The sequence below is a fragment of the Demequina soli genome (genome assembly GCF_000971195.1).
Classification (GTDB): Bacteria; Actinomycetota; Actinomycetes; order Actinomycetales; family Demequinaceae; genus Demequina; species Demequina soli.
The window spans coordinates 106515-119997 of record NZ_BBLZ01000005.1; the positions used below are offsets into that span (position 1 = coordinate 106515).

General features: G+C 73.0%; 14 protein-coding genes and 2 tRNA genes. 9 read left to right on the forward strand and 7 right to left on the reverse strand.

What is annotated here, in order from left to right; all coding sequences use genetic code 11:
• Positions 1–24: 24 nt before the first annotated feature.
• From AOM04_RS11685 to AOM04_RS11700, 4 genes are all read left to right on the forward strand, one after another.
• Entirely contained in the window at positions 25–1536 is a 1512-nt protein-coding gene (locus tag AOM04_RS11685) for a SulP family inorganic anion transporter (RefSeq protein WP_062464972.1), read from the forward strand.
• 140 nt (positions 1537–1676) lie between these two features.
• The gene (locus AOM04_RS15005) at positions 1677–2540 is read left to right on the forward strand and encodes a DUF3566 domain-containing protein (RefSeq protein WP_228373705.1); all 864 of its coding nucleotides are present in this window, start codon (positions 1677–1679) and stop codon (positions 2538–2540) included.
• 80 nt (positions 2541–2620) lie between these two features.
• Positions 2621–2697: transfer RNA gene (locus tag AOM04_RS11695), tRNA-Ile, on the forward strand.
• Between the two features lie 81 nt (positions 2698–2778).
• A tRNA-Ala gene (locus AOM04_RS11700) sits at positions 2779–2854 on the forward strand.
• 122 nt (positions 2855–2976) lie between these two features.
• Here AOM04_RS11700 and AOM04_RS11705 read toward each other — a convergent pair.
• The 4 genes from AOM04_RS11705 to AOM04_RS11720 all read right to left on the reverse strand — a co-directional run bounded on the left by AOM04_RS11705 (position 2977) and on the right by AOM04_RS11720 (position 6966).
• The gene (locus AOM04_RS11705) at positions 2977–3783 is read right to left on the reverse strand and encodes an ABC transporter permease (protein ID WP_062464973.1); all 807 of its coding nucleotides are present in this window, start codon (positions 3781–3783) and stop codon (positions 2977–2979) included.
• The gene (locus AOM04_RS11710; protein WP_062464974.1) at positions 3783–4649 is read right to left on the reverse strand and encodes an ABC transporter permease; all 867 of its coding nucleotides are present in this window, start codon (positions 4647–4649) and stop codon (positions 3783–3785) included. The genes AOM04_RS11705 and AOM04_RS11710 overlap by 1 nt, the downstream gene beginning before the upstream one ends.
• Before the next feature lie 94 nt (positions 4650–4743).
• A complete protein-coding gene (locus AOM04_RS11715; protein WP_062464975.1) occupies positions 4744–5907 on the reverse strand; it encodes an extracellular solute-binding protein in 1164 nt (387 codons plus the stop codon).
• 45 nt (positions 5908–5952) lie between these two features.
• Complete coding sequence (locus tag AOM04_RS11720; protein ID WP_062464976.1) at positions 5953–6966, reverse strand: ABC transporter ATP-binding protein; 1014 nt, start codon at positions 6964–6966, stop codon at positions 5953–5955.
• Positions 6967–7081: 115 nt separating this feature from the next.
• Between AOM04_RS11720 and AOM04_RS11725 the strand changes: the two genes are divergently transcribed.
• Together AOM04_RS11725 and AOM04_RS11730 are read left to right on the forward strand one after the other, a co-directional pair.
• Positions 7082–7843 carry a FadR/GntR family transcriptional regulator gene (locus AOM04_RS11725; protein ID WP_062464977.1) on the forward strand — a complete coding sequence of 254 codons (762 nt, stop codon included), beginning with the start codon at positions 7082–7084 and terminating at the stop codon, positions 7841–7843.
• Complete coding sequence (locus tag AOM04_RS11730) at positions 7840–8556, forward strand: cache domain-containing protein (RefSeq protein ID WP_062464978.1); 717 nt, start codon at positions 7840–7842, stop codon at positions 8554–8556. The genes AOM04_RS11725 and AOM04_RS11730 overlap by 4 nt, the downstream gene beginning before the upstream one ends.
• Before the next feature lie 13 nt (positions 8557–8569).
• On the opposite strand, the gene AOM04_RS11735 is transcribed toward AOM04_RS11730, so the two are convergent.
• On the reverse strand, positions 8570–8959 hold the full coding sequence (locus AOM04_RS11735; protein WP_062464979.1) for a heavy-metal-associated domain-containing protein: 390 nt from the start codon (positions 8957–8959) through the stop codon (positions 8570–8572).
• On the reverse strand, positions 8947–10158 hold the full coding sequence (locus AOM04_RS11740; protein WP_082104608.1) for a benzoate/H(+) symporter BenE family transporter: 1212 nt from the start codon (positions 10156–10158) through the stop codon (positions 8947–8949). Before AOM04_RS11740 ends, AOM04_RS11735 begins: the two co-directional genes overlap by 13 nt.
• Positions 10159–10215: 57 nt before the next feature.
• Between AOM04_RS11740 and AOM04_RS11745 the strand changes: the two genes are divergently transcribed.
• Entirely contained in the window at positions 10216–10743 is a 528-nt protein-coding gene (locus AOM04_RS11745) for a helix-turn-helix domain-containing protein (RefSeq protein WP_062464980.1), read from the forward strand.
• A gap of 96 nt (positions 10744–10839) precedes the next feature.
• Here the strand turns inward: AOM04_RS11745 and AOM04_RS11750 are convergent, their stop codons facing one another.
• Complete coding sequence (locus tag AOM04_RS11750) at positions 10840–11751, reverse strand: hypothetical protein (protein WP_062464981.1); 912 nt, start codon at positions 11749–11751, stop codon at positions 10840–10842.
• Between the two features lie 127 nt (positions 11752–11878).
• Here AOM04_RS11750 and AOM04_RS11755 point away from each other — a divergent pair, with 127 nt between their 5' ends.
• On the forward strand, positions 11879–12418 hold the full coding sequence (locus AOM04_RS11755) for a peptidylprolyl isomerase (RefSeq protein WP_062464982.1): 540 nt from the start codon (positions 11879–11881) through the stop codon (positions 12416–12418).
• Between the two features lie 7 nt (positions 12419–12425).
• Complete coding sequence (locus tag AOM04_RS11760) at positions 12426–13193, forward strand: rhomboid family intramembrane serine protease (RefSeq protein WP_082104609.1); 768 nt, start codon at positions 12426–12428, stop codon at positions 13191–13193.
• Positions 13194–13483: the final 290 nt, after the last annotated feature.

Genomic DNA, 13483 nt, shown 5'->3' on the forward strand with positions numbered 1-13483 from the left:
CCCCCCGCCCGTACGGAGTCCCCCATGCCCACCGCCGCCCGCACCGCCACCGGTGTGCCCGAGGCCACCCGCGCATCGTCCTGGCGCGCCGCGCTCACGCCGCGCGTGCTGCGCATCGAGCTCGTCTCGGGCCTCATGGTCGCGCTCGCGCTCATCCCCGAGGCGATCTCGTTCTCGATCATCGCGGGCGTCGACCCGCGCGTGGGCCTGTTCGCCTCCTTCACGATGGCCGTCACCATCGCCTTCACGGGCGGCCGCCCCGCGATGATCTCCGCCGCGACGGCGGCGGTCGCGCTCGTGGTCGGCCCGCTCGCGAGGGAGCACGGCCTCGACTACCTGGTGGTCGCGGTGATGCTCGGCGGCGTGATCCAGGTGATCCTCGCGCTGCTCGGCGTCGCGAAGCTGATGCGCTTCATCCCCCGCTCCGTGATGGTCGGCTTCGTCAACGCGCTCGCGATCCTCATCGCGATGGCGCAGCTGCCCCACCTCACGGGCAAGCCGTGGGCGGTCTTCGCCCTCGCGGCCGCGGGGCTCGTGGTGATCGCGCTGTGGCCGCGGCTGACCACGGCGGTGCCCGCGCCGCTCGTCGCGATCGTCCTGGTCACCGCGGTCGTCGCCGTCGCGGGCATCGACGTGCCCACCGTCGGCGACGAGGGCGCGCTGCCCGACGGCCTGCCCGGCCTGTTCGTCCCGGACGTGCCGCTGACGCTCGAGACGCTGCGCATCGTGCTGCCGTACGCGCTCGGCATGGCGCTCGTGGGCCTGCTCGAGTCGCTCATGACGGCGAAGCTCGTGGACGACATCACCGACACCCACTCGGACAAGACGCGCGAGGCGTGGGGCCAGGGCGTGGCGAACATCGTCACGGGCCTGTTCGGCGGCATGGGCGGCTGCGCGATGATCGGCCAGACGACCATCAACGTCCGCGCGGGCGGGGCCCGCACGCGCGTGTCCACCCTCGCGGCCGGCGTCTTCCTGCTGATCCTCATCGTCGCGCTCGGCGATGTGGTCGCCGCGATCCCCATGGCAGCCCTCGTCGCGGTCATGCTCTTCGTCGCGTGGGCGACGTTCGACTGGCACTCGATCCGTCCGTCCACGCTGCGCCGCATGCCGCGCTCCGAGACCGCGGTCATGCTCGTCACGGTCGCCGTCGTGGTGCCCACGGGCAACCTCGCCTACGGGGTGGTCGCGGGCGTCCTGCTCGCGTCGGTGCTGTTCGCGCGCCGCGTCGCCCACCTCGCGGAGGTCTCCGGCGGCGAGGTCGCCGACGGCGCGCGCCGCTACACCGTCGCCGGCGAGCTGTTCTTCGCGAGCTCCAACGACCTCTACAGCCAGTTCGACTACGCGGGCGACCCCGCGCGCGTCGTCATCGACATGACGGACTCGCACGTGTGGGACGCCTCGACCGTCGCGGCGCTCGACGCGGTCGAGACCAAGTACGCGAGCCTGGGCAAGACGGTCGAGATCGTCGGCCTCAACGACGCGTCGCGCGCCATGCACGGCCGCATGAGCGGCCACCTCGGCGCCGGGCACTAGCGCCGCCGGGGACCGATGCGGGGCGCGCCACCAGGGGGAATGACCTCTCGGTGGTGCTCGGTTACGCTTGGGTGGATGCGCGCACACCGGGGCGCGCTCGAACGGACCGCCTCGCGCGTGTCAGATGACAGGGAGCCTTGATGAACGCGGACGACCGCACCACCCAGTCGCCCCGCGGCCTGTACGCGCCGCGTGCCGCCGAGCCGACGACCGGTCAGGTCCCCGCACGGCGCGCGTTCATGCCCGTCGGCGACTCCCCCGCGCCGCAGGCGCCCACGAGCGGATCCATCCCGACCCGCACGCCCGTGAGCGGCCAGGCGCCCGCCGCATCGTCCGCCCCGACCACGGGCACGGCCCCGCAGCGCACGGCGCTGCGCCCCCAGACCAACCCGGGCGGCATCCCGACCACCCAGGCCGCGCCCGCGCAGCCGCAGACCGCCCCCACGCAGACGGTCCCGCAGGGCTTCGCCCCCACCGGCGCCCCCGCGACCCCGGCGGCGTTCAGCCCGCCCGCGGAGGAGGAGGCGGCACGCACCGAGTCCGCGCTCGGCGCCGGCACCGCGAGGATCAAGGGCCTGGCCGGTCGCGCCGCCGAGAGCTTCAAGGCGGGCGACGACCTCGCGACCCCGTCGAGCAAGGGCGGCCCCCGCAAGGCCCGCGTGCTGCTGTCGCGCATCGACCCGTGGTCCGTGCTCAAGCTGTCGTTCCTGCTGTCGATCGCGCTCGGCATCATGATGGTCGTCGCCGTCTTCGTGCTGTGGAACGTGCTCAACGGCATGGGCATCTTCGCGCTCGTCAACGAGTGGGTCGTCAAGCTGTTCACCACCGACCAGGAGGTGAACATCATGCAGTTCTTCGACCGGAACAAGATCATGAGCGCCACCATCCTGCTGTCGGTGGTCAACGTGGTCCTGCTGACGGCCCTCGCGACCATCGGCGCGTTCCTCTACAACGTGGTGTCGTCGGTCGTCGGCGGCGTCTACGTGACCCTCACGGACGACTGACGGAGGCGGCCGTCGGGGCGATTTTGTCTCACGGCGGCATTCCGGTATCGTTGAGGGCCGCGGCGCTGAAGCTGCGGAAGGGGCCCATAGCTCAGGCGGTTAGAGCGCTTCGCTGATAACGAAGAGGTCGGAGGTTCAAGTCCTCCTGGGCCCACCACGGTGATTCGATGGCTGCACGATGCGCTCGTCACCTTCAGAACCACTCCCGACTGTGGGACGATGACTGTCTCCCACGCACGGGGCCTTGGCGCAATTGGTAGCGCACCTGCTTTGCAAGCAGGGGGTTAGGGGTTCGAGTCCCCTAGGCTCCACCAGATCGAGAAGGCCCCCGCCGCGGCGGGGGCCTTCGTGGTTCCCGCGGGACGATGCGCGGGTCGGGTCGGCGGGTGGGGTTCTGAGGGTGCGCCTCCCGTCAGTGCCCCACCCGCCCCGCCGCCTACCGTGACACGGCCGCCGCGTCCTTGGCCGTGAGCCGCTGCGCGATCGCGAGCGGCACCACCGACAGCACCGCGAGGATCACCGCGATGACGGCGACGACGGGCGCCTGCGACGGACGGAACATGTTCTGCAGGATCCACAGCGGCAGCGTCGTGACGCCGGGACCGGCGGTGAACGTGGTGACGATGATCTCGTCGAAGCTCAGCGCGAACGCGAGCAGCCCGCCGGCCAGGAGCGCCGACTTGAGATGCGGGAACGTCACCAGGCGGAACGTGGTGAACAGGCCCGCGCCGAGGTCCTGCGACGCCTCCTCGAGGCGCGTGCCGGAGGCGTTGAGGCGCGCGAACGCGTTGTTGTAGACGGTCACGATGCAGAAGGTCGCGTGGGCGACGATGAGCGTCCACACCCCCAGCTGCACGCCGACGATGGTGCGGAATGCGTTGTTCAGCGCGATGCCGGTGACGATGCCGGGCAGCGCGATCGGCAGCACGATCAACAGGTTGACCGTCTCCTTGCCGTAGAACCGGTAGCGCGACAGCGCCATCGCGGCCAGCGTGCCGAGCACCAGCGCGATCGCCGACGCCGCGATCGCGACCAGGACCGACGTGCCGAGCGCCTGCAGCGCGCCCTCGGAGTGGAGCGCACGGCCCCACCACTCGAGCGTGAAGCCCGGCGGCGGCCACGACATGCTCTCCGAGGCGCTGATCGAGTTGAGGAACACCACGCCCAGCGGCAGGTAGATCATCGCGATGACCACGGCGGTCACCGCGCCGAGCACGTAGCGTGCGACGCGTCCGAGCTGCATCAGAGGCTCCTGAGGGCACCGGTCCGGCGGACCGCGGCGAGGTAGACGAGGATGATCGCGATCGGGATGAGGGAGATCGCGGCGGCGAGCGGCAGGTTGTTCGCCGCGCCGACGTTCGTGTAGACGAGGTTGCCGAGCATCTGGGTGGTGCCGCCCACGATGCCGGCGGTGATGTAGTCGCCCAGGCTCAGCGAGAACGCGAAGATCGAGCCCGCGATCACGGCCGGCCAGATCATCGGCAGCACCACGGAGCGCAGCGTGCTCCAGCCGCGCGCGCCCAGGTCGGCGGACGCCTCGAGCAGGCGGTCGGGGACGCGGTCGAAGCCCGCGTAGATCGGCATGATGACGTACGGCAGCCACAGGTACGACAGCGTGAGGACGATGCCGACGATGCCGTAGCCGGGGGTGTCGAGACCGAACGGCGCGAGCACCCAGTGGATGACGCCGTCCGCGCTCAGCAGCGCGCGCCACGAGTAGACCTTGACCAGGTAGGACGCCCACAGCGGCGCGAGGATCGCGATGACCAGCAGGTGGCGCAGGCGCGGGCCGGCGATCTTGGCCATGAAGAAGGCGACCGGGACCGCCACGAGCACGTCGAGCACGGTCACCAGGACGGCGATGCCCAGCGTGCGCAGCGTGACGGTCCGGTAGAGCGCCTCGGTGAGCACCTCGACCACGTTCTCGGTGGTCCACTCGATCTGCACCTGGCCGGTGAGCTCGTTCACGGTCCAGAACGCGGTGACGAGCAGCGCGGCCAGCGCGACCACGTAGACGAGCCCGAGCCACAGCACGGGCGCCGTGAGCAGGCCGGCGAGCTGGAGCCGCCGGCGGGGGGCGAGGTAGGCGGAGACGCGAGGCGAGGTCATGGTTCCTTCGGGGGACGATGCGGGGGCCCGGCCGGGCGGCCGGGGCGAGGGCCGTGCGGGGGGACGACGCGCATCGTCCCCCCGCACGCGGGCGTCAGCCCTTGATCTCCTGCCAGGCCTTGGTCCACTCGGAGTAGTCGACGCACTCGACGTCCGTGCGGCCGTCGAGGCACTCGCTCACGGGGGTGGTCCAGTACCAGATCTTCGACGCGTAGTCGGCGTCGCCGGCGTGGTACGCCTCGCAGTCGTCGCGGAAGTCGCACGCGGCCTGCGACGAGGGGGCCTCGCCGAAGTACGCGGTCGCCGCGGCGTTGACCTCGGGGCTCGCGATGTAGTCGAGCCACTTGTACGCGCAGTTGGGGCTGGTGGCGTCGGACGCGATCATCCAGGTGTCGGACCAGCCGGTCGCGCCCTCCTCGGGCAGCACCACGTCGGTGTTGCCGGTGGTGATGGAGTTCTGGATGACCTGCCAGGTGGTGCCGACCACCGAGTCGCCGGACTCGAAGGCCTGGATCTCCTTGAGGTAGTCGGACCAGTACTCGCCGACGTTGGCCTTCTGGTCCTTGAGCAGCGCGACGGCGGCGTCGAACTGGTCCTGGTCCAGCGCGTAGGGGTTCGTGATCCCGAGGTCGGGCTGGTGGGCCATGAGGTAGACCGCGGCGTCCGCGATGTAGATCGGGGAGTCGTACGCGGTGACCTTGCCGGCGTAGTCGGAGGCCTTGTCGAACACGACGTCCCAGCTGGTGGGCGCTGGGGTGACCGCGTCCGTGCTGTACATGAGCAGGTTGGCGCCGTAGCCGTGCGGGACGCCGTAGCTCACGCCGTCGACCGAGTTCCAGTCCTTGTTCTTGAGGAAGTCGAAGATGCCCGCGTAGTTGTCGAGGAGGTCGGTGTTGACCGGGGCGACGAGGTCGGCGGCGATGAGGCGCAGCGTGAGGTCGCCCGACGCGGCCACCACGTCGTAGCCGCCGCTCTGCATGAGCTGGTACGCCTCGTCGGAGGTGCCGTAGGTCTTCGCGGTGACCGAGCAGCCGGTCGCGTCCTCGAAGCCGGACACCCAGTCGACGGACGGGTCGTTGGAGCCGTCCTCGACGTAGCCGGGCCATGCGAGGATCGAGACGGAGCCCTCGGTGGCGCCGAGCGAGGACGCGGCCTCGGAGCCACCGGAGGAGGAGCTGGTGCCGCAGGCGGCGAGGGAGGCGATCGCGGCGGCCGCGAGGCCCGCCTTGAGCGCCGCGTAGGACGGGGACTTCGACACGGGTGTTCCTTTCGTGGGTGGATCCTGCTGGGTGCTGCGGTGGGGTCAGGCGGGGGCCGGCTCGGTCTCGAGGGGCGCGGCCGCGCCCCGCTCCACGGACACGGTCACGCGGTCGCCGCGGGCGCGGGGGCGCGCGGCACCGGTGTTGGGCTCGAGCGCGGTGATGCGCGCGCCCAGCCCGTCGAGGTCGACGACGAGGCGGTGCTCGGGCCCCGTGTAGATGACCTCGGCGATGGTGCCGGGCACGCCGCCCGCCGGGCCGTCGAGGGTGACGCGCTCGGGCCGCACCGCCATGGGCGCGCGGTCGAGGCCGAGCGCGGCCGCGACGTCCGGGTCGAGCAGCGTCGACGAGCCCACGAAGGAGGCGATGAAGCTGTTGCGCGGGTGGTCGTAGACCTCGCGCGGGGTGCCGAGCTGCACCACCCGGCCCGCGTCGAACACCGCGACCCGGTCGCTCAGCGTGAGCGCCTCGTCCTGGTCGTGGGTGACGAACACGAACGTGATGCCCAGCGAGCGCTGCAGCTCCTTGAGCTCGACCTGCATCTGCTCGCGCAGCTTGAGGTCGAGCGCGCCGAGCGGCTCGTCGAGCAGCAGCGCCTGCGGCCGCAGCACGATCGCGCGGGCGAGCGCGACGCGCTGACGCTGGCCGCCCGACAGCTCGTGCGGGCGACGCTCCTCGTAGCCCGCGAGGCGGACCTGGCCGAGCGCCTCCTCGGCGCGGGCGCGGCGCTCCTTGCGCGCGACGCCGGCGACCCGCAGGCCGTACTCGACGTTCGCGAGGACGCTGAGGTGCGGGAACAGGGCGTAGTCCTGGAAGACCGTGTTGACGGGACGCTGGAACGGGGCGAGCGCGGTCACGTCGGCGCCGAACAGGGCGACGCTGCCGCTGGTGGGGCGCTCGAAGCCCGCGATCATGCGCAGGACGGTGGTCTTGCCGGAACCCGACGGGCCGAGCATGGAGAAGAACTCCCCCGGCTCGATGTCGAGGTCGAGGTCGTCGACCGCGACGGTCTCCCCGAAGCGCTTGTGCAGGCCGCGCAGGCGGATGGCTGAATCCATGCGGGCTATTCATCTAGTTCCAGATGTCTTTGACAAGGCCTCGCGTGTAACAACTCGATTAAATCTCTGGATCCAGACCTTTCCGAGGGGCCGGCGCGCGGCGACAATGGCCCGCATGGCGATGAGATGGGGTCCCGGGGCGTCCGCGGCGCGGTCCGCGACGCATGCGGCGATCTTCGCGCCCCTCGCGCCCGCCGGACGTGCCGAGGCGGTCACGCAGCGCCTCGCCGACGCGATCCAGCTGGGCCTGCTCGAGCAGGGCGAGCGCCTGCCCACCGAGCAGGAGCTCGGGCGGCAGTTCGGCGTCGCGACCGTGACGGCGCGCGAGGCGCTCGAGTCGCTGCGCGTCGCGGGCCTCATCGAGACGCGTCGCGGGCGCGCGGGCGGCAGCTTCGTATGCGGCAGCGGGGACGATGCGCGCGTCGCCCTCGTCGGCCGCCTCGCCGCCACCTCGCGCGTCGAGCTGCGCGACACGGGCCTGCTCTACGGGCTCGTCGCCGCGGGCGCGGCCGAGCGAGCCGCCCTCTTCGCGACCCCGGACGAGGTCGGCGCGCTCGCGCTGCTCGTCGAGGGCGGCGCGACGGCGAGCGGCGCGGCGGCGCGCCGCGCCGAGAACGGCATCCGCCTCGAGGTCGCCGCGCTGTCGCGCTCCGCGCGGCTCGTGAGCGAGCAGGTGCGCCTGCAGTCCGAGTTCGGCCCCCTCCTGTGGCTCGCGCTGCGCGACGGCGCGGTGGTGCGCGGCAACGCGGAGCGCCACCGCCGGCTCGTCGCCGCGATCGGCGAGGAGAGCCCCGAGGGTGCCCGGGGCATCGTCCTGGAGCAGGTCGGCTGGCTCGTCGACCGCCTGCTGGCCGTGCGCGAGGAGGCGGTCGCATGATCGCCGAGGCCCTGCTGGAGATCGCGGACGTGCTCGGCGCGGCCCTGGGACCCGTGTTCGCCGAGGTCGCCGACTGGCGCGACCGCCTCGAGCACGCGCTCGCGGCGGGGACGGGTCGCGCCGCCGAGGTCGACGAGACGGTCGAGTGGCTCGTGGCGCCCGCGCTCGCGGGCGCGGGTCCCACGCTGGGCGCCGGCTTCGTCGCGGCGCCGGGATTCCTCGAGGACGCGCCGTGGCACCTCGCGTGGTGGGTCAGCGCCGCCAACGGCGTCGGGCTCGCCGGGCGCGACGGCGCGCTGCGGCGGCTCGCCTCGATCGAGGACCCGCTCGACGAGTCCTTCCATGACTACACGCGCCTCGAGTGGTGGCGCGGCGCCGTCGGGGGCGGCGACGCCTACCTCACGGGCCCGTACATCGACTACCTGTGCACGGACGAGCTCACGCTCACCCTCACCATGCCGGTCCGCGCCGAGGGGCGAGTCGTCGGCGTGGTGGGCGCGGACCTGTCCGTCGCGGGCCTCGAGCGGCTCACCGACGGCGTGCTCGGGCACGCCGCCGTGCCCGCGGTGCTCGGCACGGCCGCGGGCCGCGTGATCGCCGCCACGGATGCGGGGGTGGAGCCGGGCATGCCCGCGCGCCGGCTCGGCTGGGCGGGCGAGTGGCATCCCGTGCCCGGCTGCGGCGGCACGCTGGCCGTCGCACGCGCGGACTGAACGGGTGGGCGGCTCAGCAGCAGGCGCCGCCCTCGCCGCCGCAGCAGTCGGAACCCTCGGTCGCCACGGGCTCGGGTGCCGAGGCCTCGCCGCCGCCGCAGCCGCACGCGCCGCCCCCGCCGCAGCCGCCCGACTTGGGGGCGCGCTCGACGCGCGCCTGCGCGCCCTCGAGGGTGTAGCCCGCGTCGTGGACGGCGGCGTCGGCCTCGAATGCGAAGTCCTCCGCCGAGGCGCCGGCCTCGAGCAGCACGACGGCGCTGCCGGTCGCGTGGTCGACCGAGGCCGACCGGACCCCGGCGAGGCCGGTGAGCGCCTTCTCGACTGACGACGAGCAGCCGTCACAGGTCATCCCGGACACCGCGAGCTCGACGACGGTCCCGGGCACATGCGTCATGATCTCCATGTCTTGACCGTATTCCTTCCCCCCGGGGGCAATGTCAAGGCGAAGGTCCCGATCGACGTCGCTCGCATCACCGCGCGGACGCCCAGGCCGGCCAGCAGCGCCCAGAACGCGGCACCGATTCCGCCCAGCGTGGTGCCGCTTGCCGCGAGCACGAACGCGGCGGCGGCGGGGAGCCGTTCCTCCGCGTGCGCGAACGCCCCCGCCAGCGCCGCGCCGAGCGTGGGCAGCAGGGCGAGGCCGGCCACGACCCCCAGGATCTCGGACGTGCCGGCCCGGGAGAGGCCCACGAGGGTCGCGCCGGTGCCCGCGAGGACGATGTACGACGCACCGGCCGCGAAAGCCGCGATCCAGCGCCGGCGCGGGTCCGGTGCCGCATCCGGCGAGGCGGGCAGGGCCGCGGTGATCGCCGCGAGGTTGATCGCGTGACCGCCGGCGGCCGCGCCGAGCACCGTTCCCGCTCCCGTCGTGAGCATCGCGGCGCGCCACGGCACGCGGTAGCCGGCGCTCGCGAGCACCGCCACGCCGGGGACGTTCTGCGACGCCATCGTCACCACCGTGAGCGGCACCGCGATGCCGGCCGCGGCCGCCCACGTCAGGTGGGGCGCGACGACGACCAGGCTCGGCGCCGTCGCGGCGTCGACGGCCGCGGGCCCGGCCTCGAGCACGATGACCACGAGGCCCGCCGCGAACGCGGCCGGCGTCGCCCAGCGCGGCGCCGCGCGCTGGAGGACGATCCACAGCGCCACGACGGGGGCCACGTGCCACGGCGCGGCCGCGAGCCCCGTCACCGGCACGAGGCACAGCGGGACGAGCACGCCGGCGAGCATGCCCTGCGCGAGGGCCGCGGGGATCGCCGCCACGACCCGCCCGAGCCACGGCCACAGCCCGACCGCGCAGATGAGCACGCCGGTGAGCATGAACGCGCCGACGGCCGCCGGCCAGCCGAGCGAGGCCTGCGTCGCGAGCAGCGCCGCGCCCGGGGTCGACCACGCGAGGGTGACGGGGATCCGCAGCCGCCACGCCAGCAGCATCGTGCCCACGCCCACCGTGAGGCACAGGGACAGCAGCCCGGACGATGCCTCGGCCGGGGTCGCTCCGACGGCCGACAGGCCCGCGATGAGCACGGCCACCGAGCTGGTGAAGCCCACGAGCGCGGTGGTGACGCCCACGGAGGCGGGTCGCATCCACGAGTGTTCCATGAACGGAACGGTAGCACCGGTGTTCTGTTGATGGAACGGGCTGGCTATGCTCGTGCCATGGACACGGCCGAGCTCGCGCGCGCGATCGGCGAGCGCGTGCGCGCCGCGCGAGCGGAGCGCGGTCTCACGCTCGGGGCGCTCGCGCGTTCCTCGGGGATCGGCAAGGGATCGCTGTCCGAGATCGAGCACGGGTCCCGCAATCCCAACCTGTCGACGCTCTACGCGCTCGCGGGCGCGCTCGCGATCCCGCTCGCCGCGCTCCTGGCGGAGACCGCGGGTGCCGAGATCGCCGCCGACGGCATCCGCGCCCGCCTCCTCGACGTCGAGGAGGGGCCGGACGCGGTCGTCGAGGTCTACCGCCTCGACCTCGAGGGCGGTGTCGAGCACCGGTCGGGCGCGCACGGGCCCGGGGTCGTCGAACGCGTCCTGGTGCTGCGCGGGCGGGTCACCGCTGGCCGCGACGGCGCGCGCCGCACCGCCGGCGAGGGCGAGCTGCTCACCTGGGTGAGCGACGTCCCCCACGGCTACCGCGCGGACGACGCGGGGGCGGTCGCGGTGCTCACGGTCACGACGCCGCGCGCCTGAGCCCTCCCCGCGCCCGCGGTCCGCGCCGGGACGACGAAGGGGCGCCCGGCGGGATCCGAGGATCCGGGCCGGGCGCCCCTCCGCGCGCGGGTCGCGCTACTTGTCGTCGCCCTTGACCTCGTCGGCGACGTCCTCCGCCACGTCCTCCCACACGTCCTCGGCGCCGTCGATGGTCGAGACGACCTCCTCCGTCGCGCGGGCGCGGGCCTCGTCGGCGGCGTCCTTGACCTTCTTGGCCTCCGAGATCGCCGTGTCCTTCACCTTGGTGAACGCGGGACCCGCGACGTCGGCGACCTTCTTGGCCTCCGTCACGGCGGTGTCCCGGACGTGCTCGGCGGCGGGGCCGGCGGCCTCGCGCACCTTCTCATAGGTGGGGCCGGCCTTGTCGGTGATGACCTCGGCGGCGGCGTTCGCGGCGGCGGTCGCCGCGTCGGCGGCCTTGCGCGCGGCGTCGGCGGCGGCGTCGACGGCCTTGTTGACGTTGCGGCGCAGGTTGTCCTTGAAGTCGGATTCGGACGCGAACTCCCACTCCTCGTCCTCGCCGGCCCACGGGTCGCGGCCGCGGTCCCGGCGCGCCCACACCACCACGGCGGCAGCGGCGGCCGCTCCCAGCGCGAGCGGGATGAGGACCTTGCCGAAGCCGCCGCCGCCCTTCTCCTCGTCCTCCTCCTGGCGAGCCGCGTCCTCGACCGCGGCGATCACCGCGGGGATGGCGGCGCCGACGATCGCGGCGTGCGCGACGTCCACCCAGTGCTCGGTGCTCTCGCCGGCCTTCTTGACGTACGGCGACGCCTTCTTGGCGCCCTCGTGATACGCCTTCTGCACGCGGGGGGAGGCCCACTCCACGGCGCTCTCGACCTGCGGCTCCGCCCACTCCTTCGCGTGCTTGGCGGCCTTCCGGGCGGCGACCGACGCCTCGCGTGCCGCCTCCCGCGCCGTCTTCGCCGCATCGGCCGCCTGCTCGCGCGCCTTCTCGGCGTCGAAGCCCTGGAAAGAAACCTTGCTCATGCCGCACTCCTCCTGGTCCGTGGGGACTTGGCACCCTACCGGGGACGATGCGCCCTCGAAGGAGACCCTTCGGTCCATCGTGCCACTTGCGGCGCGTGGTTGCGAGGGCCATGGAACAATGGCGAGCATGATCGCAACCCTGCAGACCACCGAGGGCGACATCCGGATCGAGCTGTACCCGGACCACGCGCCCGTCACCGTCCAGAACTTCGTGGGCCTCGCCACTGGGACCAAGGAGTGGCGCAACCCCGAGACGGGTGAGACGTCGAACGACCCGTTCTACGACGGCCTCGTGTTCCACCGCGTCATCTCGGGCTTCATGATCCAGGGCGGCTGCCCGCTCGGCACCGGCACCGGCGGCCCGGGCTACAACTTCGACGACGAGATCCACCCGGAGCTCCGCTTCGACGAGCCCTACCTGCTCGCGATGGCCAACGCCGGCCAGCGTCTCAACCCCATCACGGGCCGCCCGGGCGGCACCAACGGCTCGCAGTTCTTCATCACCGTGGACCGCCCGAGCTGGCTCAACGGCAAGCACACCATCTTCGGCAAGGTCGCGGACGACGAGTCGCGCGCCATCGTCGACAAGATCGCCGCGACGCCCACCGACGGTCGTGACCGTCCCCTCGAGGACGTGCTCATCACCGGCGTCACGATCTCCGAGTAAGACCCGCATGACCCAGGATCCGGGTGCCGCTGCGCCCACGTGCCCGCGGCACCCGGACCGGGTGTCGTACGTCCGCTGCCAGCGGTGCGGACGCCCCACCTGCCCCGAATGCCAGCGCCCGGCCGCGGTGGGCATCCTGTGCGTCGACTGCGTGCGCGAGGCGAAGGCGAACGCGAGGCCGACCGTCAACAGGCTCGGCTTCACGATGGCCCACGGCACGCCGTATGTGACGCTCGGCCTCATCATCGCGAACGTCGCGGCGTTCGCCTACGGCTACCTGCTGCTCGGCCAGCAGCGCTGGTGGGCGTACTGGGCCCTCCTGCCGGCCGCCGGCGACTCGACGATGGGCGTCGGCGACGAGTGGTACCGGTGGATCACCGCAGGATTCGTCCACTTCTCGATCTGGCACATCGGCATGAACATGCTGGTGCTGTGGCAGTTCGGCTCGCAGCTGGAGCCCATCCTGGGGCGCTGGCGCTTCGGCCTGCTCTACGGCGCGTCGCTGATCGGCAGCTCCGCCGGCGTCGAGCTCCTCGCGCAGGGCGGCATCCACGGCGGCGCCTCGGGCGCGATCTTCGGCCTCATCGCCGGCTACGCGGTGGTGCTGCTCAAGCTGAGGCTCGACTACCGCTCGCTCGTCACCACCGCGGGACTGTGGCTCGTGCTGGGCTTCGTCATCCCCGGCATCTCGTGGCAGGGCCACCTGGGCGGCGCCGTCGTCGGCGCGCTCACGATGCTGGCCATGCTCAAGTGGGTCGACCGCCGCAAGGCGTAGCCGCCCCGACGTCGAGGCCCCGTCCGTGAGGACGGGGCCTTCGTCGTTCCCGGCGACGATGCGCGGGTCGCGGCCGGAGGCGGCGCGGAGGTGGGTGTCCCGGGAGGTGGTGTCCTCGCGGATCCGGGAGTGCTGAGCGTCCCGGAACCCGGCCGGACGAGGGCTGTCCGCAGGTTCGTCCACCGGGAGGCCCGCATCGTCCACACGCCTGTGGTTCACAGGGCTTCTCCGCCGTTGTCCACAACGGGGGGCTGTGGACAACCGGGCCCCGAATCCCCGGAATCCCCACC